The 23,291-nt window shown below is 46.9% G+C and carries 23 protein-coding genes; 15 read left to right on the top strand and 8 right to left on the bottom strand.

Annotation, left to right across the window (positions count from 1 at the left end; all coding sequences use genetic code 11):
- Positions 1–12 precede the first annotated feature (12 nt).
- The 3 genes from KNQ03_RS06930 to KNQ03_RS06920 all read left to right on the top strand — a co-directional run bounded on the left by KNQ03_RS06930 (position 13) and on the right by KNQ03_RS06920 (position 3,521).
- On the top strand, positions 13–576 hold the full coding sequence (locus KNQ03_RS06930) for an RNA polymerase sigma factor (protein WP_214724000.1): 564 nt from the start codon (positions 13–15) through the stop codon (positions 574–576).
- A complete protein-coding gene (locus KNQ03_RS06925; protein WP_149427824.1) occupies positions 557–1,294 on the top strand; it encodes an anti-sigma factor in 738 nt (245 codons plus the stop codon). The genes KNQ03_RS06930 and KNQ03_RS06925 overlap by 20 nt, the downstream gene beginning before the upstream one ends.
- A gap of 184 nt (positions 1,295–1,478) precedes the next feature.
- Entirely contained in the window at positions 1,479–3,521 is a 2,043-nt protein-coding gene (locus KNQ03_RS06920; protein ID WP_214723998.1) for a bifunctional diguanylate cyclase/phosphodiesterase, read from the top strand.
- Between the two features lie 232 nt (positions 3,522–3,753).
- On the opposite strand, the gene KNQ03_RS06915 is transcribed toward KNQ03_RS06920, so the two are convergent.
- Genes KNQ03_RS06915 through KNQ03_RS06905 form a run of 3 tightly spaced genes read right to left on the bottom strand, consistent with a single transcriptional unit; the run spans position 3,754 to position 5,789 of the window.
- The gene (locus tag KNQ03_RS06915; RefSeq protein WP_214723996.1) at positions 3,754–4,101 is read right to left on the bottom strand and encodes an iron-sulfur cluster biosynthesis family protein; all 348 of its coding nucleotides are present in this window, start codon (positions 4,099–4,101) and stop codon (positions 3,754–3,756) included.
- Positions 4,102–4,152: 51 nt separating this feature from the next.
- On the bottom strand, positions 4,153–4,884 hold the full coding sequence (locus KNQ03_RS06910; protein WP_214723994.1) for a TspO/MBR family protein: 732 nt from the start codon (positions 4,882–4,884) through the stop codon (positions 4,153–4,155).
- Positions 4,885–4,943: 59 nt separating this feature from the next.
- On the bottom strand, positions 4,944–5,789 hold the full coding sequence (locus KNQ03_RS06905; protein ID WP_023469353.1) for a DegV family protein: 846 nt from the start codon (positions 5,787–5,789) through the stop codon (positions 4,944–4,946).
- Between the two features lie 187 nt (positions 5,790–5,976).
- Here KNQ03_RS06905 and KNQ03_RS06900 point away from each other — a divergent pair, with 187 nt between their 5' ends.
- The 6 genes from KNQ03_RS06900 (at position 5,977) to KNQ03_RS06875 (ending at position 10,985) form a co-directional block, all read left to right on the top strand.
- A complete protein-coding gene (locus tag KNQ03_RS06900; protein WP_064299356.1) occupies positions 5,977–6,522 on the top strand; it encodes a helix-turn-helix domain-containing protein in 546 nt (181 codons plus the stop codon).
- A 13-nt stretch (positions 6,523–6,535) separates the two neighbouring features.
- Positions 6,536–7,630, top strand: a complete 1,095-nt coding sequence (locus KNQ03_RS06895) for an ABC transporter ATP-binding protein (protein ID WP_023469351.1) — start codon at positions 6,536–6,538, stop codon at positions 7,628–7,630.
- Positions 7,627–8,436 carry an ABC transporter permease gene (locus tag KNQ03_RS06890; RefSeq protein ID WP_029342588.1) on the top strand — a complete coding sequence of 270 codons (810 nt, stop codon included), beginning with the start codon at positions 7,627–7,629 and terminating at the stop codon, positions 8,434–8,436. The genes KNQ03_RS06895 and KNQ03_RS06890 overlap by 4 nt, the downstream gene beginning before the upstream one ends.
- Entirely contained in the window at positions 8,436–9,236 is an 801-nt protein-coding gene (locus KNQ03_RS06885) for an ABC transporter permease (RefSeq protein WP_029342587.1), read from the top strand. The genes KNQ03_RS06890 and KNQ03_RS06885 overlap by 1 nt, the downstream gene beginning before the upstream one ends.
- 3 nt (positions 9,237–9,239) lie before the next feature.
- On the top strand, positions 9,240–10,313 hold the full coding sequence (locus KNQ03_RS06880) for an ABC transporter substrate-binding protein (protein ID WP_195864464.1): 1,074 nt from the start codon (positions 9,240–9,242) through the stop codon (positions 10,311–10,313).
- A gap of 162 nt (positions 10,314–10,475) precedes the next feature.
- Positions 10,476–10,985 (top strand): hypothetical protein, encoded by a 510-nt coding sequence (locus KNQ03_RS06875; protein WP_058703798.1) that lies wholly within the window; start codon positions 10,476–10,478, stop codon positions 10,983–10,985.
- A 32-nt stretch (positions 10,986–11,017) separates the two neighbouring features.
- On the opposite strand, the gene KNQ03_RS06870 is transcribed toward KNQ03_RS06875, so the two are convergent.
- On the bottom strand, positions 11,018–11,626 hold the full coding sequence (locus KNQ03_RS06870; protein WP_214723992.1) for a YktB family protein: 609 nt from the start codon (positions 11,624–11,626) through the stop codon (positions 11,018–11,020).
- Between the two features lie 133 nt (positions 11,627–11,759).
- On the opposite strand from KNQ03_RS06870, the gene KNQ03_RS17265 reads away from it, so the two are divergent.
- Positions 11,760–13,457, top strand: a complete 1,698-nt coding sequence (locus KNQ03_RS17265; protein WP_214723990.1) for a GGDEF domain-containing protein — start codon at positions 11,760–11,762, stop codon at positions 13,455–13,457.
- Positions 13,458–13,553: 96 nt separating this feature from the next.
- On the opposite strand, the gene KNQ03_RS06860 is transcribed toward KNQ03_RS17265, so the two are convergent.
- From KNQ03_RS06860 to KNQ03_RS06845, 4 genes are all read right to left on the bottom strand, one after another.
- Positions 13,554–14,204 carry a homing endonuclease associated repeat-containing protein gene (locus KNQ03_RS06860; protein WP_047393045.1) on the bottom strand — a complete coding sequence of 217 codons (651 nt, stop codon included), beginning with the start codon at positions 14,202–14,204 and terminating at the stop codon, positions 13,554–13,556.
- A gap of 269 nt (positions 14,205–14,473) precedes the next feature.
- Positions 14,474–16,123, bottom strand: coding sequence for a peptide ABC transporter substrate-binding protein (locus KNQ03_RS06855; RefSeq protein ID WP_149427821.1), 1,650 nt, complete (start codon positions 16,121–16,123; stop codon positions 14,474–14,476).
- Between the two features lie 330 nt (positions 16,124–16,453).
- Positions 16,454–16,903: a thioredoxin-dependent thiol peroxidase gene (gene bcp / locus KNQ03_RS06850; protein ID WP_149427820.1), complete on the bottom strand. Its 450-nt coding sequence runs from the start codon at positions 16,901–16,903 to the stop codon at positions 16,454–16,456.
- A gap of 13 nt (positions 16,904–16,916) precedes the next feature.
- Complete coding sequence (locus KNQ03_RS06845; RefSeq protein ID WP_214723988.1) at positions 16,917–17,756, bottom strand: hypothetical protein; 840 nt, start codon at positions 17,754–17,756, stop codon at positions 16,917–16,919.
- Positions 17,757–17,878: 122 nt separating this feature from the next.
- On the opposite strand from KNQ03_RS06845, the gene KNQ03_RS06840 reads away from it, so the two are divergent.
- The 5 genes from KNQ03_RS06840 to gatC all read left to right on the top strand — a co-directional run bounded on the left by KNQ03_RS06840 (position 17,879) and on the right by gatC (position 23,277).
- A complete protein-coding gene (locus tag KNQ03_RS06840; protein ID WP_053454262.1) occupies positions 17,879–18,166 on the top strand; it encodes a HesB/YadR/YfhF family protein in 288 nt (95 codons plus the stop codon).
- Between the two features lie 130 nt (positions 18,167–18,296).
- Positions 18,297–19,841, top strand: coding sequence for an L-glutamate gamma-semialdehyde dehydrogenase (gene pruA, locus KNQ03_RS06835; RefSeq protein WP_214723986.1), 1,545 nt, complete (start codon positions 18,297–18,299; stop codon positions 19,839–19,841).
- 79 nt (positions 19,842–19,920) lie between these two features.
- Positions 19,921–21,432: a sodium/proline symporter PutP gene (gene putP / locus KNQ03_RS06830; protein ID WP_305827686.1), complete on the top strand. Its 1,512-nt coding sequence runs from the start codon at positions 19,921–19,923 to the stop codon at positions 21,430–21,432.
- Between the two features lie 137 nt (positions 21,433–21,569).
- On the top strand, positions 21,570–22,787 hold the full coding sequence (locus KNQ03_RS06825; RefSeq protein WP_214723984.1) for an Nramp family divalent metal transporter: 1,218 nt from the start codon (positions 21,570–21,572) through the stop codon (positions 22,785–22,787).
- A 199-nt stretch (positions 22,788–22,986) separates the two neighbouring features.
- Positions 22,987–23,277, top strand: a complete 291-nt coding sequence (gatC, locus tag KNQ03_RS06820) for an Asp-tRNA(Asn)/Glu-tRNA(Gln) amidotransferase subunit GatC (protein ID WP_023469336.1) — start codon at positions 22,987–22,989, stop codon at positions 23,275–23,277.
- The last annotated feature ends 14 nt before the right edge of the window (positions 23,278–23,291 follow it).

Below are 23,291 nucleotides of genomic sequence, written 5' to 3'. Positions count from 1 at the left end.
AGGAGGAGAAGGATGCACACTCAATCCGATGAATCGCTTTATCACCTGATGCGTAGCGGTGATGAGCAAGCCCTCGAGACGTTGTACGATAAGTACGAGCGGCTGTTGTTCTCATTCGCCCATCGCTTTACGAATAATGACCGGTTGTCCGAAGAAGTCATACAAGAAGTGTGGATGAAGATTTGGAATGGTCGTGTTGATTTTGATACACAAAAAGGAAAGTTTTCATCGTGGATTTTAACGATTACACGTAACGCGGCACTTGATTGTCTCCGTCGTGAAAAACGACAGCCGACAATCGAGGTCGAAGAACGAGATGGTGGATACGACGAGCCGGTCGAGCGGACGGTCATGCAGCGGGAAACAGCTGCTGAAGTGCGCGGGGCGGTTAGTGAATTGAAACCCGAACAGCAAGAGCTGATTGAACTCGTTTACTTCCAGGGTATGACGCAGCAACAGATTTCAGAGCTACTCGATTTACCTCTTGGAACGGTCAAGACGCGAATCAGGAGCGCGATTCAAGCATTACGAAAACGAATGGATGGGAGGGAACGAGATGGAAGAACGTTGTCATGACTTAATCGATTATTTCAATGGAACATTATCCGCAGCAGATCGCGACGCGTTCGAAGCGCATCTTGCGACGTGTGAAGAATGTCGCGAAGCGCTTTTAGAAATGGAAGAACTCATGCTTCCCATCGCTGAATCGCTTCCGGAGCGACCCGTTCCTGCAGGTATGAAAGCACGAATTCTTGGAGAAGTCCTTGGTTCAGCAGAGACGGCGTCTCCGAAGGAAGCACCGATGACTACTCCGGTAGACATCAAACAAGCACGTCAGCAACAAACGAAGAAAAAGAGTGTCCCACTCGGCTGGTTGATGAGTATCGCCGCCGCCTTGATTCTCTCACTTGGTGCGAATGCCTACTTCCTCTCGCAGGAAGAAAATACGGATACACCAGAGACGTTAGCGATGGATGAGATCAAAGGGATGGGGAACTTCGAAAGCACCGAGTCCATTAAAGGATCAAGCATGATTTTCACGCAAAACGATAAATCGTACATGCTGGTCCAGTTGAAAGATTTACCGCCGCTTCAAGAAGGGCAGCTTTATCAATTATGGACGATCGAAGGCGAAACACCTACTGCGAACGGTGTCATCGAAAAAGATGGAGAGGCAGCAGCTGTCTTCCCACTTAAAGGAGACGGCAAGGTGGACGCGGTCGCCATCACGGTCGAACCAGAACCAGATTTAGAAAAACCGACGGGCGAAATCGTCGCATCGGTCGCATTATAAGAACGAAGTTTAGCGGATCCGTCTCGTACGGATTCGCTTTTTTTGTGCAAGGTGCTCAATGGAATAAGTAAATGCGCGTTGAAATGATAAGAAATCGAATGAATTTCTAATTTTTACTGAAGAAATGAGACCGAGCAGACGATAGTTAGGAGAATGACAGTCTATTAAGGAGAGGCCTCATACAATGAATGAATGGATTATCTTAACGAAACATTATGAAGTGACACTCGTCGTAGTGTCAGTGCTCGTTGCCATCATCGGATCATATGGTTCATTAGAGTTAAATCGGCGTCTCGCGAAGGCGACTTCCTTGAAGAAGCGTGCCTTGTTCCTCTCATCATTGACGATGGGATTATCAATCTGGGGAATGCATTTCGTCGGGATGGGGGCATTCGCCCTGTCGGTTACGGTTCGCTATGATTGGTTTTTAATGTTCTTATCCGTCATTCCTGCCATTTTGGCTGCCTTCATTGCCTTTCATCTCTTATACTCGTCGACGATTACGAGAAATAAGGTGATTTTAGCGGGGGCACTGATGGGAGGCGGAATCGCCACGATGCACTATCTCGGGATGATGGCGATGCAGTTCGGTGGAACCGTCCGGTATGAGACAGGATTATTCCTCTTATCGGTTCTGATTGCCGTTACCGTCGCGTATATCGCTTTGCTACTGCTCCATCGCTTAAGACATGTCAATCAGAAACGGATCTTGATTCCCATCGCGGTCGTGATGGGGTTTGCCATCTCGTCGATGCATTATGTCGGAATGCTCGGTACATCGTTTTGTATCCCAGCTTCCAATGCCGAAATCATCGGTGACGCTCCCATCACGTCGAACATCTTAAACGAAGTCGCAATTCCCGTCTTCTTGATTGTCATCTTGATTGCTGGACTCTATATTCATTTGGAGCGACGTGCTCTACAAATGATGGCGTATACGGATCATTTGACCGGACTGCATAATCGGAGATGGCTTGACCATCATATGACGAAGGTCGATGCCCATTACGGTCGAGCGAAACAGGAGATGGCGATGGCCTTGCTTGATCTGGATGGATACAAGTGGGTCAATGACACATTCGGTTTTGATAAGGGCGATGCGGTCATTCGGCAGTTCGCAGAACGGATGCTACGGACGCTAAAGGAAGATGAAGCATGTATCCGTTACAATGGTACGCAGTTCTTCCTGATCAAACGTGTCTCGCAGGAAGATATGACGGAGGTCTTCGAACAGATTTTAGAGGACGTGCGTCAACCGATCGACCTCGAAGATCAGGCAGTCCATCTGACAGCGACGATGGGCGTCATCTTACCGGATACGAAGGAATCGCTTGAAATGCGAATCGGTCAGATGGAGAGTGCGCTGCGTGCTGGTAAGAACGAGGGACGCGATCGTTTCATCATATATGATGATGCGCTACACTCTGATCGCAGAGAGCAATTGATCGTCGGCTCCTTACGCCGGGCGATGACGGATTTCAAGGAGTTCGCTCTCGTCTATCAACCGAAGATCGCACTCGCGACAGGAAAGGTGGATCAGGCGGAAGTTCTGATTCGCTGGAATCATCCGAAGTTCGGTTTCATCTCACCGGCGGAGTTCATCCCGCTTGCTGAAAAATACAGTCTGATTCATCGTTTAACCGAGTGGGTGTTGAAGGAGACCGTCGCACAGATGGAGATTTGGAAGAAGGAAGATTATTTCATTCGCCAAGTCTCTGTCAATTTATCCGCGATGCACTTCCGATCCGAGTCACATAACGTGATGATTAAAGAGATCGTTCACCATTCCTTAAAGAGTGGAAGCGAGTTACAACTACAGCTCGAAATCACAGAAACATCCGTCATGGAGAATCTCGACCGAGCGATGATGATGCTCGGTGAACTGAAGCAACTCAGTCTGACGATTGCACTCGATGACTTCGGAACGGGTCTATCTTCACTGACACACTTAAAGCATCTTCCGATTGATATCCTGAAGATCGACAAGTCGTTCATCGATGAAGTCCCACATGACGAACGGGGAACAGCGATCACAGAAATGATCATTCAGCTTGCGAAGAGTCTTGGAATCGAAGTCGTCGCGGAAGGTGTCGAGACACTCGAACAGCATCTTTTCTTAAAGCGTCTCGGTTGCGATTATGGTCAAGGTTACTATTACAGTAAGCCGATGCACGTAAAGGATCTAAACCAGCGGACGATCGAAGAAACGGTTCTAAATGTCGGATAAGGCAATCCAAACGTGACTTCCGTTCGTATACTAGATAAGCATGCGAGGATTGTGCATGCGACGTCTGGGGGGACGCAAAGCGCTGGAGGTTTTCACCAGCTCGTGCACGATGCAGACAGACATCCAGTACATTCGACTATACTCGATCAACTCAGCTTTCGACGCAGCACCTGTCTGTTCGAACACAAACAAAGGCAACTTCCACGGTGGAAGTTGCCTTTTTCATTTTCGCTTATGAACGAACCGTTAGGACGCAGCCTGTTTGATCCGTCACGAGCACATTCGTATTAAAGTATTGTCCATCACTTTTTAGGATGAGCGCTTTTTTCTCCGCGTTGTAATCGAGTGTCATTTCTTGATCGAGGAAATGACTCGACCACCGCTTGACGAGAACGGGACCGACGTTTGAATCAATCGTCATGTCTTCCGGTGTCGCTTCATCGACGATGCGAATACTGAAAATACCAGAGTTTCCGCAACCACAACCCTCTGTATCGTAATAGAGGTGCAGTTGACCGGATACTTCACCGCGTAATTGGCGGATCCGCTCCTGAGAAGACGGTGTAAATGTGATATTCATGGTCATTCACTCCTTTCCTTTAGTATACGCCGTTTGAACAAGAAAGGAACGTCACTTGCTCACGCTGACTTGGCGGCGCATCCGGACGAGAAGGAAGATATAACCGGCTAACAATAAGACGACGCTACCAAGAACCGTCGTATCGACGAGACCGTTATCGGACTCGAAATTGATCGCGATATACGCCCAGACGAAGACGAGCGGATAAATCGGATCACGGTTCGCAAACATGAAGAGAAGAGCGATGACGACTCCGACGACGAGTATAATCATCGTCCAACCCGCATCTCCGATTCCGAGCCAAGATGTCACACCTTCTGCGTTGATCGTCAGGAAGATGTCAGCAATCGTTGCGACCGACACCCAGCCGAGATACAGCGAAAATGGCAATTTAAAGCGTAACCCTTTCGTCTCACGATCAATTTTTGAGTAGATGACGATCAATGATAGTAAGAGACCAACGATGACGACGACGGAGACGATGAACAGTTCAAACGTGAAGGAGACGATCCAACCTGCGTTGAACAAACAGCTGATCAAGAACCACGGTCCGATTTTCTTCGCTAGTTCGTGTTCCTTGAATTTCGGAATCGATTGTAAAATCAACCAGATGAGTAATACCGCATAAATCAATCCCCAAATCGAGAATGCATACCCAGCAGGTTTGAACAATGTGATGATCGAATCAGAGATTCGTCCTGTCTTTCCACCATCGAGAGCGTTCACGGCAATCGTGAAGATGAAGCCGACCCAGTTGAGCCAAATCCATTTATTATTTTTCAAACAAAAAACCTCCTTTATTCTCTAAAGAAGGTTTACCCAAAAATCATTTTCATTATTCATCACGGTCGGCGTGTCGGGTTCAAAAAGGACATACCGATTGCTGGATTCCCTGTATGCGAACCGAGAACCGGTGTTAAGTCATCGATGCGGACACGCACATCGTATTGCGATTCCAGTCGTTGTTTCCACTCGAGTGCAAGGTCATACGCTGTCGCGTGGAATAGTGAAATATCCGTGACCTGCCCCCGTTCAATGATTGCGACAAGATGATCAAAAATCTTTGAATGCGCTTTTTTAAACGTCCGGACGGTTTGGTAAGGCACGATTTTTCCTTCTTCGAAGTGGAACAACGGGCGAAGTTGCAACAAGTTACCGACGAATGCCTTCGTCGAAGAGATGCGTCCACCTGCTTGTAATTGATCGAGGTTCGCGACCGTGAATTCAATGTGATGGTCGAAACGACGCTCGAGAATGATCTGTTCGACGGATTCGATCGAGTGTCCCGCCTCGACGAGTTCAATCGCTTCTGCTAGAAGTTGACCAGCCGGATAAATCCCACAACGGGAATCAATCGCAATCAGACGAAAGCCAGCAATCTCTGCCCCTTGAACGGAAGCGTTGTACGTTCCGCTCAGTTCACTCGATAAGTGAACAGCGAAGCCGACGTCGTAATCCTCTTTCAACCGTTCATAATGCTCGGTGAAGCTCCCGATCGAAGGTTGGCTCGTCGTTACCTTGTGTTTTGAGTCAATCCAGCTATAGACGGTCTCCGCATCAACGTCGACACCATCGACGAAACTTTCGCCATCCTTCATGACAAGTAAAGGGACGACCGAAAGATCATCGCGCTGAGCGATCGTATCCGGTAAAATCGTTGTACTATCAGTGATCCAAGCGATCCGCATAACAAGTTCCTCCTTAAATTAGTACCTGATATTAATTGTAGGTGTAAGCGTTCTCGCTGTCAAATGAACATTAAAAAATATTGAACGTTTTAGTTGATTAAATAATGAAATACGCTATAATCGGTACGTGATTAGTAAACTTTTAGTCATCTTATACTAAACTAAGCCGCTGAGAGGAGGACGTCGATTGTACTCAATCGGACAAAAAATCAAGAACCTCCGTCTTCAAAAGGGATTGACGCAAGAGGAACTAGGGGAAAGAACAGACCTGAGTAAAGGGTACATCTCGCAACTCGAACGGGAACTCAGTTCACCGTCGATCGAGACGCTGTTTCATCTCCTCGAAGTTCTTGGCATCTCACCGAAGGATTTCTTTGATGAGGATACACTCAATCAAAAAGTCATCTACGGGGAAGAGGATGTCACGACGTATGCCGATGAGGAACAAGGATATCATGTCACGTGGCTCATTCCGGAATCGAACGAGAAAGAGATGGAGCCGGTCCTATTGACACTCGCGCCAGGGGGAGCATTCAAGACGTATGAGCCATCAGGTGCCGAGACGTTCGTCTATGTGCTCGCCGGAAACGTCACGCTGACGCTTGGTCGTCAGTCTTTTGTAGCGAAACAAGGAGAGACACTTTACTATAAGGCTTCAGAAATCCATCAACTACGCAATGAGTCAACACAAGAGACGAAGGTCCTCGTGACCGCGACTGACTCATACTTATAAAGGAGGAACTAGATTGGCAGATACTACGATCATTCAATTCAAGGACGTTACGAAACGATATGACGATCAGACCGTCCTCGACCAAGTCAGCTTTGAAATCGAACGCGGGAAGTTCTATACGTTACTCGGACCATCGGGTTGTGGGAAAACGACGATCTTACGACTGATTGCTGGCTTTTCGGAAGCAACAGAAGGAGACATCATCTTCAACGGAAAACGAATCAACGATGTACCGGCGAACAAACGTCAAGTCAATACTGTTTTCCAAGACTATGCACTCTTCCCGCACTTGAACGTTTTCGAAAACATCGCCTTCGGTCTTCGCATCAAGAAGGTGAAAGAAGCAGAAATCGCAAAACGTGTAACGGACGCATTGAAGTTCGTCAACTTGTCCGGTTATGAGAAACGAGAAATCACCGAGATGTCAGGTGGACAACGGCAACGTGTCGCGATTGCCCGGGCAATCGTCAATGAGCCGGAAGTCATCTTGCTCGATGAGCCATTATCAGCGCTCGACTTGAAATTACGGACAGAGATGCAGTATGAGCTCCGCGACTTGCAACGTCGTCTTGGCATCACGTTCATCTTCGTCACGCACGACCAAGAAGAAGCACTGGCGATGTCAGATGAAATCTTCGTCCTCAATCACGGTGTCATTCAACAATCGGGCACACCGACGGATATCTATGATGAACCGATCAACCGCTTCGTCGCTGACTTCATCGGTGAGTCGAACATCATTCCAGGGCGCATGGTGGAAGACTACCGGGTCTGGTTCGCAGAAAAGGAATTCGAATGTGTCGACCGTGGTCTTGAATTGAACGAACCGGTCGAGATCGTCATCCGTCCGGAGGATCTTGAAATCACGAACGTGACACAGGGGAAACTACAAGTCACCGTCGATTCGCAACTCTTCCGTGGCGTGCACTACGAAATCGCTTGTATGGATGAAGTCGGTAACGAATGGCTCGTCCACAGTACGAAAAAGGCGACGGTTGGTGAGCAGATCGGACTGACATTTGATCCGGAAGCGATTCACGTCATGCGACTGAACGAGACGGAAGAAGAATTCGATAAGCGTCTGGAATCCTACGACGGGGTGTTATGATGCAAAAATCACGTAACTGGTATCTCATCCCGTATCTATTCTGGATTGCCTTGTTCGTCATCGCACCGATCGTACTCGTCGTCTACTATTCATTCCTTGATTTGGACGGTAACTTCTCATTTGAGAACTACCAGAACTTCTTTACGTCGACGTATTTGACGATGACACTCAGCTCGTTCTGGTATGCGTTTTTGATTACGGTGTTTTCGCTCTTGATCGGTTATCCGACCGCTTATTTGTTGACGAAAACGAAGCATAAACAGCTGTGGCTACTTTTGATCATCTTACCGACATGGATCAACTTATTGTTGAAAGCTTATGCCTTCATCGGGTTGTTCAGTACGTATGGTCTTGCGAACCAAACGCTTGAAGCGATTGGGATTGGACGACAACAGATTCTCTTTACCGATTTCAGTTTTGTCTTCGTCTCGGTGTACATCTTCATTCCGTTCATGATCCTGCCGATCTTCAACGCGATTGAAAAACTGAGCCCGTCACTCGTCTTCGCTGCACGTGATCTTGGGGCGTCGAACTTCACGACGTTCCGGCGTGTCGTCTTCCCGTTGACGCTCGATGGTGTGAAGTCAGGCTGTCAGCTCGTCTTCATTCCGGCATTATCGCTGTTCATGATTACGCGTCTGATTGCCGGAAACCGCGTCATCACGCTCGGTACAGCGATTGAACAGCAGTTCCTCGTGACACAAAACTGGGGCATGGGAGCGACGATTGCCGTCTTCCTCATCATCGCAATGGCGATCATCCTTGCCTTGACGAGTACGAAACGGAAGAAAGGAGCGACGACTTGATGAAACGTCTGAAACTAGCAAATCTTTATCTGATCGGAGTCTTCATCATTTTGTATGCTCCGATATTCTACTTGGCATTCTATTCGTTCAACAGCGCAGACAATATGACGAACTTCGATTCGTTCACGTGGGATTGGTACAAGGAAGTCTTCCAAGATTCACGCTTGTTGATCATCGTCTTGAACACACTCGTCATTGCCTTGTTATCTGCCGCAATCTCGACGATCCTTGGCGTATTCGGAGCAATCGGGATTCAAGCCGTTCGCAAAAAACGGGTCGAGACGTCGTTGTTGACGCTAAACAGTATCTTGATCGTCAGTCCGGATGTCATCATCGGGGCATCGTTCTTGATCTTCTTTACGCTACTCGGCATCCAGCTCGGCTTTACGTCGGTCTTACTGTCCCACATCGCGTTTTCGGTACCAATCGTCGTCATTCTTGTCCTGCCGAAGTTGCAGGAGATGAGTCCGACGCTCGTTGATGCAGCGCGTGACTTAGGCGCAAGCCGTTGGGATGTTTTGACGAAAGTCATCTTGCCGTACATCACACCAGGTATCTTTGCTGGATTCTTCACGGCATTGACGTACTCACTGGATGACTTTGCGGTGACGTTCTTCGTGACAGGAAACGGTTTTACGACATTGTCCGTTGAGATCTACTCACTTGCCCGTCAAGGGATTTCGATGAAGATCAACGCCCTGTCGACTGTCATCTTCTTGTTTACGTTCCTGCTCGTCATCGGCTACTACTTCTTGAACCAACGTGCTGCTACGAAGCTTTCGCGACCGGAGGTGAAATGACCGTTGAAAAAATTGATTCAATTGTTCGCCGCGATTTTCTTGATTTCAGGTGTTATCCTATTCACCTTGAATCAGTTGAATGAGACACAAGGGTATTCGGGTAAAAATGTCCTGAACATCTACAACTGGGGCGATTACATCGACCCAGCACTGATCAAACAGTTTGAAAAAGAGAGCGGCATCAAGGTCGTCTATCAAACGTTCGATTCAAACGAAGCGATGCTGACGAAAATCGAACAGGGAGGAACGACATACGATATCGCTGTTCCGTCCGACTATGCGATTGCGAAGATGATCGATGAGAAGCTCGTCGTTCCGATTGATCATCAAAAAATTCCGAATCTCAAAAACATCGATTCACGCTTTTTAGATTTATCATTCGATCCGAACAACAAGTACTCGATTCCATATTTCTGGGGAACGGTCGGTATCGTCTACAATAAAGACTTGATTGATGGGAAGAAACCGACGAGCTGGAAGGATCTTTGGGATCCGAAGCTAAAGAATCAGATTCTACTCGCTGACGGTGCCCGTGAAGTCATGGGGATGAGCTTGAATAGTCTCGGTTATTCGTTGAATGAAACGGATGAGTCGAAACTACAGGAAGCAAAAGCGAACTTGATGCGCCTGACGCCAAACGTCAAGGCAATCGTCGGGGACGAGATCAAGTTATTGCTCGCGAACGAAGAAGCAGGACTCGGTGTCGTCTGGTCTGGTGATGCAAACGAGATCATGAGCGAAAACGAAAATCTCGACTACGTCATTCCAAAAGAAGGATCAAACGTCTGGTTCGATAATGTCGTCATTCCGAAGACTGCGAAAAACGTCGAGGGGGCACACGAGTTCATCAATTTCATGTTGCGTCCTGATATTTCAGCGAAGAACGCAGACTACGTTGGCTATTCGACACCAAACAAAGAAGGCTTGAAACTGCTCGACAAATCGGTTCGGACCGATGAGCGATTCTATCCTGATAAACAAGTTACCGATACGCTTGAAGTCTATGAGAACCTCGGAAAGAAAATGCTCGCGCATTACAATGAGTTGTTCCTAGAGTTTAAGATGCATAAGAAATGAGGTAGAACCTAGTGTCATGCGACACTAGGTTCTTTTTTTATTTCTCATCAAAAAAATAAATATAAGTTCCCAGAAAAAAACTATAAAAACTGAATAATTTTTTGAAATAGGGGAATCAGTTTATTATCAACGCCTTTCATAGGCGCCGAGGAGGACATCATCATGAAACAAGTCTTAGGAATCATCTTAACTGCCGCACTCACTGTCAGCATCGTGTCAGGCACTTCATATAACCAACCGGTCGAAGCAACAAAACAGACAGACGTCAAATGGTTGCAAGAAATTCAAACACAAGCGAAACAAGCACGTTCACTCGATGGAAAAGTCGTTCTTGAAAAAACAACACTCGCCCAAGTACATAAATCCTATAAGGGGGAAAAGAACTCGAATTGGTGTCAAAGCGGAAATGGTCTTGCCTCAGCGGATCGTGCCCTTCATTACTGCTCCACGTATGGGGTGAAGGATACAAAAGCGAAAGTTAGTGCCATCGTCTATGATCCGAAGCAGGTCAAGCGGACTGTGACGGTTAAGGAAGTCAAAAAAGCGTATCCGACGGCGAAACTCGATAAAACATTCAACGTCATGACCGTTTCCTCAAAACAGGTCAACATTTATCTAAATTTGAATTCCGACCGTACACAAGTCATGTCAATTCTAGTAAAATATAACTAATGTAAAAAGGATGACCGATTCGGCCATCCTTTTTATTTAATCGTTTTGTAGAGTGGTACGAGATGCGAATAGGTATTTCGAATCATTTCCAGTAATTCTTCGCGTGACAGGTGATGCACTTGTTCTGCCGGAATATGACGACCAACAAGGAATTCTGCCTTTTTGACGTCGTGGAAACGTTGTAATCCTTTTTCGATATCCGTCTCATGAACGGAGACGGCGTCTTTTTTCATATGATCGTATGAGACGACGAAATCATCCGGAAGGGATGTCAGCAGTTCTGTATGCTGTAACAGTTTCGATGCGTATTGTTGTTTATTCGGTAACTCGTAGATGTAGGCGAGCCAAATAAACAGATGATCATCAAACAGGCCGACTTGGAAATGCGGATGTTTTTTGTATCCACGTTTATCGGGGGAGAATGCCATCCATGTATCCTTCGGAGGGTTGACCTTCCGACGTGCATGTTGCGCGATGTGAACATGGACATCTTCTGCTGTTGCGACCGTTAAGTCAGGTGCGACTTCCTGACCGATGTCTCGAAAGACCGGCTGGATGCGTTCGCGAATCGCTTCCATCCGTGGTTCTAGTCCATCAATCTGAAATGTATCAAATGCGTGTCGCGTGAATGTATTTGTCATAAAAAAATCACCTCGCGTCAATTGTATCAAAGGAGACTATCGAAGTTCGACTTTTTGCTCGAAAAGTAGAATAATGGACATATCGATTTCCAGTAATATACAACTACATAACTTAAAGGAAGGGGAATGTTTTGTGCGTCGTTTTCAACAATATCTCCTTCGAAGCTGGGTCGTTTTTTTCATAATCGTCATAGGCATCGATCTTTTTGCGAAGTCGAGAGATTATAGTCTCAGCGTCGATTTGTTTACGTTCTTATTGATTGCCGCCTTATCGACGATTTTTGTCGTCGATCCTGTCCGTCGTCGCCATATGAGTTTTACTTTCCATTTTGGATTCGTCCTCTTTACATTCTTGACGTATGGATTATTATCAGCGATTTGTGTTGGGCAATTGACGATGCTCATCTATCAGTTGCGAACGATTCATACACCAATCGGACGTCGGCGGATGTTACATAACTATCCGTTCAACGTCGCACTCGAATTGTTTTTAATCGTTCCAGCAGGTCTTGCCTATAATGCACTCGGCGGAACACATGGCGAAGCATTCGTGCTGACAGAAAACATCGTACCGTTACTGGCGATGGTTGCGATTCTCTGGATCGTCCTCTTATTGCAATACCAGTTATCCCGATTTCTTCTTGGAGAAAACATTCCAAGTGACGTCATGTTCCAACTGCTACGTTTCGAAGCGGTCGTCATCACAGCAGAATTGTTATACGGAATCTTCAGTACACTTGTCGTTCAAGGGAACGGAAATAGCGGACTCGTCATGGCGGCGTTTGCCTTATTCATCATCAAGCGCGCACTGGGAAGTTCGGTTGAAGCGACAGACCGGATCGAACATTGGGAGCAGATCGAGCGATTGAAAGAGGCGGCTTGGAAAGACGGTGATGCCCAGTTCATCATCGAGCGGTATTTACGACAGCTCAATCAATTCGTCAAACCGGATATCGCTTGGATTAAGTTTGATTTCAAAGAAGGAAAGCAAAGCGTGTACTATTCGTTGAAGGACGGACGAAAGTTAAAAGCCGATCATGTCGAAGGACGAATCATTGAAGACATCATCGAAAAAGAAGAAGTCCTTCTTTACGGGATGCAACAGGAGTGGGATATTCGTCTTTACGATAGCTTGCCGGAAGAGACACAGTCGGTCCTCTTCATTCAACCGGAAGCGACGGAGACGATCAACTGCTCGTTGCTCCTTGCCTCGAACGCAAGTGGTGAATTCACGCAGGATTTTGGATATGAGCTATACCGTGCCCTTCGTGTCCTGTCGTGGGCAGTGGAACGGGCACACGAGCGAGAACGCTTGTTGACTGACAGCCGGACAGATGCGATGACGAAATTACCGAACTATCGTGCCTTGCAAGAGTGGGGCGATCGTCGAATTAAACAACGCGACCTTTATCCGTTCTCGGCCTTAATGATCGATTTAGATCACTTCAAACAAATCAATGATACGTATGGTCATGAAGTCGGAGACGTCGTCCTATTTGAAGTTGCGAAGTTATTGATGCAGGCAACACGTATCACAGATCTTGTCGCGCGCTACGGGGGAGAGGAGTTTGTCATCTTACTACCGAATACGGATCTTGATTCTGCCCAAATCGTCGCAGAGCGAATCCGCGAGACGTTGCATGCAAATCCAATCTTAGTCGAAGGGCATACGCTCCGAATCACGGCCAGTATCGGCATCGATACATTAAAAGAACTTGGTGATCTCGCGAGTTTGATTCGAAATGCCGACCGTGCGATGTACGTCGGAGCGAAGTTCCAAGGACGCGACCGTGTCGCATCGTATCAAGAGTGGAAAGAGAAGGTCATTTAAATCAAGTAGAAGAAGGTAGCAGAGACGCTATCTTCTTTTTTGATGTAAAAAATCCTCCCAGTTCGGATGAACGAGAAGGATCAAAAAAGAATAAGTTCATTGAGCTTGTTGTTTGCTGAGGCGAATCTCGTTTTCAATCGCATGAATCGCGGCTGACCAAGAGCCGTAACGATGAAGTAAGGCTTTCGTCGATGGTTTGTTGTTTCGTTTTGCCCATTCCCGGTATGCTTCAAAAGAGAGGGCAAAGCCGACTTCCTCGATTGCTTGACGCAGAGAAGCAGCAAGTTCAGCTTTTGAATAGGTGACGCTCGCTTCGAGTCCTGCAGCGGTACAAGCATCGTGCCACGAACCGAACATCTTAACGATGTGATAGTGACTCGGTGCATGATGGACGGATTTACGCCACATCTGGTACTTCTTGAGTGTGATCGTAGAGCCGACGTCTTGTGCGTACCGTTCGAACGACTTTAAGATTTCGTCTTTCGTGTATTTCGGTGCCCGCTCAAGCTCCTCCGGCTGTTGATCGACATTCCACTCGTATCCAGCAGCAGACAAGGCTTCTGGCCACGAACCAAATTGACGGATGATGTTTTCTGGCTGAGGCCAGTCATTAACTAAAGCATAACGGCGATAGACAGTACGGCGTGGACGGTCCTGGATGAGTTCACCGACCGCACGGATGGCTTCAATCATCTCAAGCTGCTCTTCTGTATAACTCTGTTGACTCGTAAGTACACGTTGCTTCATGAGTGAGTCCTCCTTCCTAGTTCGATGTAGTATTGAGGCAAAAGTCCTCTGTATTAGATATATCGGTACATTTCCATTAATTATGAATAATTCCCGCAAAATATTGTAAATAAAGTGAATCGGATTCTTTGCTTAGTATAAATGGAAGTCATGGAAATGAAAACAGAATGACACGAAATTTTAATTCTATTCAGAAAAATAGGACAAACGGCTCATATGGAAAAAAAGACCAGACACGCTCCTCAGCGAATCTGGTCTTGGGGTATGACTTATTTTCCTTCGATGTAAGCCCATTTGTACGAAGTATCGGCACCGACTTTGTGGTTGACGATTCCTTTGACGTACGGTTTACGAAGAAGCGAAACACCTTTTTGGTACATAACTGAGATCGCTTGATCCTCTTCAAGGAGTGTTTTCTCAGCATCTTTGAGGGCCTGCCAACGTTTCTCAGCATCTACTTCTTTTTGAGCTGACTTGATGAGTGAATCATACTTATCGCTCGTGTACTTACCACGGTTGTATGGTCCACCAGTTACCCACATATCGAGGAATGTCATCGGATCCTGGTAGTCAGGTCCCCATCCTGCGAACGATAGCTCGAACTCACCTTTAGACTCGAGATCCAACTTGTTCTTGAATGGTTGTTGTTTGATTGTAACTTCAAGACCTGGAAGGTTTTTCTCCCACTCGCCTTTGAGGTACTCCGAGATTTTTTTCGAGTTGTCATCATCGTATGAAAGAAGTTCGAGTTTGAGAGACTTCTTGCCGACGGCTTTCAGTCCTTTTTCGAATGATGCTTTTGCAGATGATGCGTCATATGAACCGAAACCTTCGTTGCCATCACGGAAATCTTTACCGTCTGGACCTTTCGCGAAGTCTTTTGGTACGTAGTAATAAGCAGGGATTGAACCGTTGTTCAAGAGAACATCAGCCATCTGCTTCTTGTCGTATCCTGAATCGATCGCTTTACGGATATCCTTGTTCTTCAAGAGGTCATTCTTGAAGTTCATTTGGATATAGTACATTGCTGCATCAAGACGTGTATCAAAGTCTTCTTTGTCTTTGTATTGATCAACGAACTCACTTGTTAAACCAGCTAGATCGATGTCACCTTTTTCGTACAAGTTGACGCCTGTCGAGACTTCCTTAACGATTTTCGTGTTGATTTCTTCAAGTTTGACATTATCTTTATCCCAGTACTGATCGTTTTTCTTATAGCTCCAGCCAACATCCGTCTTCCAATCCGAGAGGACGAATGGTCCGTTGTAAAGGAATGTGTCCGGCTTCGAAGCAAAGTTTTTACCTTGTTTCTCAACGAATTCTTGTTTCAGTGGCATGAATGAACCGAAACCAGTCAACGATTTGAAGTATTCAGCCGGTTGAGTCAACTTGACTTCAAGCGTTTTGTCATCGACCGCTTTGACTGCGACATCGTCTGCTTTTCCTTTACTTGTGTTGTATGCTTCAGCGCCATCGATGATATACATGATATACGCATACTGTGAACCACTCTTCGGATCAAGGACGCGTTTCCATGCGTATTCGAAGTCTTTTGCTGTGACATCGCTGCCATCCGACCATTTCGAATCACGAAGTTTGAACGTGTATGTAAGTCCATCTTCAGAAACATCAACACTTTCTGCGACACCCGGTGTTGCTTCTTGATTCTCGTCTAGACGGAACAGACCTTCTTGAACGTTGTTCAAGACTGTGAAGGATACAGAGTCTGTTGCGACGGTTGGGCTAAGTGCTGGAATATCCGAACCGCTGATGATATTCAAGACTTGTTTGTCTGAAGATTTTTCTCCAGATGTCGAACCGCCTTCTTTTGAACCTTCATCTGTCGTCGAGCATGCTGCAAGACTTGAGCCAGCGATTGTCAGTGCTCCAACGAGTGCAAGTGCCTTTTTCTTTTCCATAAAGTAAATCCCTCCCAAAAGAAATAGATATATCTGGTGAAACGATAAGAACCGATAGGATAGCGATCCGGTGTCCGACTAAAAATAAGAGGGGTCATCGCCTTTTATTCTTAAGCTGTGGAAAGCACCGGATCAACTTGTTATCAATAATAAATACAATATTCAGAAAAATCAATAGAATATTTTCAGATTATTTCAAAATTATTAAATTTATGTGTAATACCAACGTTTTTTTACGAAAAATTATTTTTATGTAAGGATAAAATTAGGAGTTTTTAAAATTATTGAATACAAAAAGAACCAGTTGTATGAAACAACTGGTTCATAATCTCATTTCTGCTTTTGGACGTACTGAAGTGCTTCTGCGACGTGATCTTTTACTTTCACACTGCGCCATTCTTTGACGATTTCACCAGATTCATCAATTAAAAACGTTGAACGAACAATTCCAAAATATTCCTTTCCATAGTTCTTTTTCAGTTGCCAGACACCATATTGCTCACACACTTCGTGATCGACATCTGATAACAATTGGAACGGTAATTCATATTTTGCGATAAAGTTTTGATGCCGTTTCTGACTATCGGCAGAAACACCGAGAATGACGGTGTTGTTCTCTTCGAACGCTTGCGTCGCATCGCGGAAATCACATGCCTCGGTCGTACAGCCAGGCGTTGAATCCTTCGGATAGAAATAGAGTACGACTTTTTTTCCACGATAATCCTCGAGGGAAATCGGTTCTCCTTGTGCATTCGGAAGGGTGAATGTAGGTGCTTGCATGAAAAATTCCTCCTTATCCTAATTCCATGTTTAATTGATCCGCATATTTCTCAAGCTTCTTTTGAAGACTCTCTTTTAATGGATCGAGTGCGATCAAGTACTTCTCATAATCCGTCCCGGCTTTCGCCGTCTTCATGAGGAGTGGCTGTTCTTCTTCATACCAGTCTGCGTAGTCTTGATAGTAATCAACGAGCGTCTCAGGGTTTCCTTCGTTCTTGAGCGCCTCACCATAAATCATCAGAATGTTACTGTTCATCTCGAGCGCCATATAATCGGTTTGCGCATTGACGCGAGAAAAGACGGCATCTTGCTCTTTTTCATCGGTTTTTCCGATCTCATCAGCCGCCTTCGCATTGACACCATACTCATCAGCGTTAAATCCAGTGAATATGTCACCAAGTGTCGAGAAGACGGACGGATCGAATGTCGTCGGTGTCAGGACGATTTTCCACTCGTCGTCTTTCTTCAATAACAGCTTCGATCCTCGGTTCGGGAGAATCGATCCTTTCGCATCCTTGAATTCGTGGATGATATAGGCGACGTCGCCCTTTTGGAACGACTTGACGACCTTACCGGGAACGACATTCAAGTTTTTCGCACCGATGGCGAGCGGTTCAAGTTGTTTTTCGTCACCCGTATATTCAATCGATGCGAGATCCTTCGCATCTGCTCGTCCGGATTGACCAAGCGTTTTTTCATATGTTTGATAGACGTCAAGAACGGCTTGTTCAGCCTTCTGTTGTTTCGTTTCCGTCGTCTTCGGGGATTTGGTATCTGTAGAAGACGGGGAATCGTTTCCGCAACCGACGAGTACGAGACTGGTCGCAAGCAGCACTACGAGCGATCGTTTCATTCGAATTCCTCCTAAGATGAATGTTTCATGGTGCTTCCATAGCTAATCTTGTCTCTACCATACAGGAAATTCGCTTTTTTGAGTAGGATATCGGTACACTAAACGAAAGGGGAGTGATAGATATGAAAATTCATATTACAGATGAGGCATTGCAATACTTTAAAGATGAGATGGAAGCAAAATCAGGCGATACGATTCGCTTCTTCGCAAAATATGGTGGCTCAACGGATTTAACACAAGGTTTCTCGGTTGGTGTTCATATGGAAGAAGTCGAACGGGTAGCAGTCGAAGAAGTCGTCGATGGCATTCACTTCGTCGTCTCGGATCAAGATGATTGGTTATTCCAAGGGCAAGACGTCAAAGTTTCAATTGAACACGAAGAGATCGTCTTTTCACAAGCGAAGGAATAATTGAGAACGGAGGAGCGACCAAATCGGTCGCTCCTCTATTTTTTTGACTAGAATAATTGTAAGCGGACTCATGCTTCTGTACAATGGAGAATGTAAGCGATTTAAAGTAGAGATTAAAGGGGGAATAGAGATGATTCCGTACAAACACGAACCATTCACGGACTTCTCACAAGAAGCAAACAAGAAAGCGTTCGAAGAGGCACTTGCACTCGTCACGCAAGAACTCGGCAAAGATTATCCGCTCGTCATCGGTGGAAAACATGTGACGACGGAAGATAAAATCGTCTCCGTCAATCCGGCTAACAAAGAAGAGATCGTCGGACGTGTCTCGAAAGCGACACAGGAACATGCAGAAGAAGCGATGCAAGCAGCGGTCACAGCCTTCGAAACATGGAAATTCGTCAATCCGTCTGTACGTGCGGACGTCCTATTCAAATCAGCGAACATCATCCGTAAGCGGAAGCATGAGTTCTCTGCCTACCTCGTCAAAGAAGCAGGGAAGCCTTGGAACGAAGCAGATGCCGATACAGCAGAAGCGATCGACTTCCTCGAGTACTACGCACGTCAGATGCTCGTCTTAAAAGACGGCAAAAAAGTCGAGAGTCGTCCAGGCGAATACAACCGTTACGATTACATTCCACTCGGTGTTGGTGTCATCATCTCACCATGGAACTTCCCACTCGCGATCATGGCTGGAACAGCTGTTGCAGCAATCGTGGCAGGGAACCCGATCCTCTTGAAACCCGCATCAACGACACCGGTCGTCGCAGCGAAATTCGTCGAAGTGATGGAGCAGGCTGGTCTTCCGGCAGGCGTCTTGAACTTCGTACCAGGTTCAGGGGCAGAAGTCGGTGACTACCTCGTCGATCACCCGAAAACACGTTTCATCAGCTTCACGGGATCACGTGATGTCGGTCTTCGCATCAACGAGCGGGCATCGAAACTAAACGAAGGTCAAATCTGGCTCAAACGCGTCATCGCGGAAATGGGCGGAAAAGATACGATGGTCATCGATGAGTCGGCCGACCTCGATTACGCAGCGGACATGATCACGAAAGCGGCATTCGGATTCTCGGGTCAAAAATGTTCAGCTTGTTCACGTGTCGTCGCACTCGACTCTGTCTATGACGAGTTGCTCGAAAAAGTCGTCGCGAACACGAACAAACTCAGCATCGGTAACCCGACGGATGTCTCAAACAACGTCGGACCAGTCATCGACGCAGCAGCATTCAAGAAAATCACGTCGTACTTCGACGTCGCAAAAGAAGAAGGACGTATCGTCGCAGGTGGTACGGCAGATGATTCAACAGGATTCTTCGTCTCACCGACAGTCGTCGCGGACGTTCAACCAACGGATCGTTTGATGCAAGAAGAGATCTTCGGACCAGTCGTCGCGTTCACGAAAGCGAAAGATTTCAAAGAAGCAATCGACATCGCGAACAACACGGAATACGGATTGACAGGTGCTGTCATCACGCAAGACCGGACGAACCAAGAGTACGCGCGTGCGAACTTCCACGTCGGTAACCTCTACTTCAACCGTGGGTGCACAGGCGCAATCGTTGGCTACCAACCATTCGGTGGATTCAACATGTCTGGAACGGATTCGAAAGCAGGCGGACCGGATTACTTGACTTTACATCTTCAAGCAAAAACAACTTCAGAAATGTTCTGAAATGGTGTTTAATAGATGAAACGGGTGTGCGACCTGCATGCCCGTTTTTCTTATATCACGAAAAAAAGGGGGAGCAAGGATGAACGGAATGTGGTTTGCGATTTTGCTGTATCTCGGACTGATGGTCGCACTAGGCGTCATTGCGTATTATCGGACGAAGAACATGAATGACTACATGCTTGGGGGACGTACGATTGGTCCCGTCGTCACGGCGCTCTCTGCTGGAGCAAGTGACATGAGTGGCTGGCTGTTGATGGGATTACCGGGTGCAATGTATGCAACTGGTCTGTCCAGTGGATGGATTGTCGTTGGTTTATTACTTGGCGCTTATGCCAACTGGTTACTCGTCGCGCCGCGTCTGCGTGCGTATACGGCACATGCAGGGGATGCGATCACGATTCCCGATTATTTTGAAAAACGATTCCACGATAAAAGTGGCGTCTTGCGTACTGTTTCAGCTGGAGTTATCTTAATATTCTTTATAATGTACGCATCAAGTGGTTTTGTCGCGGGTGGTCGTTTGTTCGAAGCTGTCTTTGGTCTCGAGTACACGACGGGTCTTTGGATTCTTGCGGGCGTCGTCATCGCTTATGTCTTCCTCGGTGGTTTCCTTGCTGTCAGTTGGACGGACGTCGTCCAAGGGATGATCATGGTCATCGCGTTGCTGATCGTACCAGGCGTTGCCCTCGCTTTAAGCGGTGGGATCAACGAGACGCTTGAAACGATCCGGTCGACGGACGGTTCAAAGCTCGAGTTATTCAAAGGTACGACGGTCATTGGGATCGTCTCGCTACTCGCATGGGGACTCGGCTACTTTGGTCAGCCGCATATCATCGTTCGTTTCATGGCGATTCGGAACTTACACGAGATGAAGTCAGCACGTCGCGTTGGGATGATCTGGATGACGTTCTCAATCGTTGGAGCGATGGTGACAGGTTTGATCGGATATGCCTACTTCACGCAACAAAATAGTCCTTTAGGAGAACCAGAGAATGTCTTCATTCAATTATCACGCGATCTCTTCCCTGGTTTCATTACGGGACTGTTGCTTGCAGCCTTACTTGCTGCCATCATGTCGACGATCTCGACACAGCTACTCGTCTCTTCGAGTGCGGCAACGAATGATTTCTATCAACGTTTCTTCAAGCGTAATGCTTCGGATCGTGAATTGATGGTCATGGGGCGCGTGATGGTCCTTGTCGTCGCTGCTCTAGCGATTCTCTTATCGTTCGGTGCACAGAAGTCGATCTTGACTCTCGTTGGTTATGCGTGGGCTGGTTTCGGTGCCGCGTTCGGACCAGTCGTTCTGTTCAGCTTGCTTTGGCGCCGGATGAACAAGACAGGAGCACTTGCTTCGATGATTACGGGATCTGTCGTCGTCATCGCCTGGATTCTCATCAAACAAAATGTCGAAGGGTTGCCATTCTACATTTCTGAGATGTACGAGATGATTCCAGCCTTCTTCGCTTCGACTGTTGCGCTCGTCGTCGGTAGTCTCGTGACGAAGGAACCGAGTCAAGCGATCTATGATGAATTCGATCAAGTGCAAGCACAGCTAAAAGGTGCAGAACCAGAGCGGAAGATCGTCTAACTAACAAAAGGGATGTTTCCTGATTACAGGAAACATCCCTTTTTAATTCACTTCATACGTTGTTATTTACCATAAACATATTTGTTGCACTTGGGCAATATAAGCGTATAATAAAAACCAAAAGTGAGGTGAACGAGATGGCGACACAGCCACTTACACAAGATTTACCAAGAAAACGGACATATCTTGGACCAGCGTTCGTCGCTGCCGTCGCGTATCTCGATCCGGGAAACTTCGCGACGAACATGACGGCAGGTGCCCAGTATGGCTACTTACTGCTCTGGGTCATCGTCGCCTCGAACTTGATGGCCGTCGTCATTCAGTTCCTATCAGCTAAGCTCGGAATCGTCAGCAATCTCAGTTTAGCGGAAGTGATCCGGGAAGAGTTATCGCCAGTCACGCGCTTCTTCTACTGGATACAAGCGGAACTTGTCGCGATGGCGACCGATCTCGCAGAGTTCGTCGGAGCCGCACTCGGATTTCATTTATTGTTTGCAATCGATTTACGGATGGCGGCATTATTGACGGCGGTCTTGTCGTTCGTCATCCTTGGCTTTGAGCAAAAAGGACTCCGGCATTTTGAAGCTGTCATCGCCGTTCTTGTTTTAATCATCGCCGCTGCTTTTGCGATTGAAGTATTTGAAGTTCATCCGGTCTTTCGTGATCTATCGGCAGGATTGTTACCGGGATTTGAAGGTACGTCGAGCATCGTCCTTGCTGCCGGGATGCTCGGAGCGACCGTCATGCCGCATGCGATCTATCTCCATTCCGATTTAACGAAACGACGGATGGGGCACGTTGCAAATAAATTGTCGATGTTACGGATTCAGCGTTTCGATATTTGGGGAGCGATGTTGATTGCCGGAGCGGTCAATGGAGCGATGCTCGTCATCGCAGCAAGTGTTTTTTATGGCACGTCATACCAAGCGGGTTCGCTTGAAGCAATTTACGAGGGGCTTCATGTCACGCTCGGTGGTAGCGCACCGTATCTGTTTGCGATTGCTTTACTCGTCTCGGGTCTCGCTTCTTCAAGCGTCGGGACGATGTCAGGTGACGCGATCATGCGCGGCTTTCTTCATCTTCAACTGCCATTGTTCGTTCGACGGACCGTGACGATGTTGCCGGCGATTGTGTTGCTGTTCTCCGGTTTTGATCCGACACGGGCACTTGTCCTTAGTCAGGTCGCCTTATCGTTCGGGATTCCGTTCGCCTTGATTCCCTTGATTCGGGCGACTGCGAGTGAGCGGTACATGGGAGAACATCGGAACAGTCGGTTCATGAACGCGTTGGCATGGGTGATCGTCTCGATCGTCATCGTCTTCAATATCTATCTGCTCATCGATGTCTTAGTATGAATATTCAGTATTTTTGTTTCGTCTGATTTAAAGCGGGTATTTCATAACTAGAAGCTTTCCGCCCGGAAGCTTTGCTACCCCTATAGGACGATGGTGCGGACCTCCCCCCGATGCACCATCGTCTTTTTTGTCTGGACGAAAAGTGCTATGATTAGAAATAGTGTAAAATATATCGCAAAAGTTCCGGAGGTGGAATGACATGGCAAAGATTAATGAGGAGCAAGTCCGCCACGTGGCGCATTTGGCACGCCTTGCCGTGACAGATGAAGAAGTAGCACAATTCACAGGACAACTCGAGAAGATTCTTGGGTTCGCTGAACAATTAAATGAACTCGATACGACAGGCGTCGAACCGACGACTCATGTCCTCGACTTAAAGAACGTCCTACGTAAGGACGAAGTACGTCCATCACTTCCTCGTACGGAAGTAGAACGACTCGCACCCGATTGGGAAGACGGACAAGTCCGCGTCCCAGCGGTGTTCGAATAAGGAGGAAATGACCC

It is taken from the genome of Exiguobacterium sp. s143, from assembly GCF_018618895.1.
Lineage (GTDB): Bacteria > Bacillota > Bacilli > Exiguobacteriales > Exiguobacteriaceae > Exiguobacterium_A > Exiguobacterium_A abrahamii.
The sequence above is the reverse complement of the archived record's forward strand: the minus strand, read 5'-3'. Positions and strand labels throughout refer to the sequence as shown.

Coding starts and splice junctions, on each gene's coding strand:
- KNQ03_RS06825 (WP_214723984.1), top strand. CDS start 21,570: ATGGCGACACAGCCACTTACACAAGATTTACCAAGAAAACGGACATAT.
- KNQ03_RS06860 (WP_047393045.1), bottom strand. CDS start 14,204: ATGAAGCAACGTGTACTTACGAGTCAACAGAGTTATACAGAAGAGCAG.
- KNQ03_RS06875 (WP_058703798.1), top strand. CDS start 10,476: ATGAAACAAGTCTTAGGAATCATCTTAACTGCCGCACTCACTGTCAGC.
- KNQ03_RS06925 (WP_149427824.1), top strand. CDS start 557: ATGGAAGAACGTTGTCATGACTTAATCGATTATTTCAATGGAACATTA.
- KNQ03_RS06885 (WP_029342587.1), top strand. CDS start 8,436: ATGAAACGTCTGAAACTAGCAAATCTTTATCTGATCGGAGTCTTCATC.
- KNQ03_RS06855 (WP_149427821.1), bottom strand. CDS start 16,123: ATGGAAAAGAAAAAGGCACTTGCACTCGTTGGAGCACTGACAATCGCT.
- KNQ03_RS06890 (WP_029342588.1), top strand. CDS start 7,627: ATGATGCAAAAATCACGTAACTGGTATCTCATCCCGTATCTATTCTGG.
- putP (WP_305827686.1), top strand. CDS start 19,921: ATGAACGGAATGTGGTTTGCGATTTTGCTGTATCTCGGACTGATGGTC.
- KNQ03_RS06915 (WP_214723996.1), bottom strand. CDS start 4,101: ATGAATATCACATTTACACCGTCTTCTCAGGAGCGGATCCGCCAATTA.
- KNQ03_RS06840 (WP_053454262.1), top strand. CDS start 17,879: ATGAAAATTCATATTACAGATGAGGCATTGCAATACTTTAAAGATGAG.
- KNQ03_RS06870 (WP_214723992.1), bottom strand. CDS start 11,626: ATGACAAATACATTCACGCGACACGCATTTGATACATTTCAGATTGAT.
- KNQ03_RS06845 (WP_214723988.1), bottom strand. CDS start 17,756: ATGAAACGATCGCTCGTAGTGCTGCTTGCGACCAGTCTCGTACTCGTC.
- KNQ03_RS06905 (WP_023469353.1), bottom strand. CDS start 5,789: ATGCGGATCGCTTGGATCACTGATAGTACAACGATTTTACCGGATACG.
- KNQ03_RS06930 (WP_214724000.1), top strand. CDS start 13: ATGCACACTCAATCCGATGAATCGCTTTATCACCTGATGCGTAGCGGT.
- pruA (WP_214723986.1), top strand. CDS start 18,297: ATGATTCCGTACAAACACGAACCATTCACGGACTTCTCACAAGAAGCA.
- bcp (WP_149427820.1), bottom strand. CDS start 16,903: ATGCAAGCACCTACATTCACCCTTCCGAATGCACAAGGAGAACCGATT.
- gatC (WP_023469336.1), top strand. CDS start 22,987: ATGGCAAAGATTAATGAGGAGCAAGTCCGCCACGTGGCGCATTTGGCA.
- KNQ03_RS06920 (WP_214723998.1), top strand. CDS start 1,479: ATGAATGAATGGATTATCTTAACGAAACATTATGAAGTGACACTCGTC.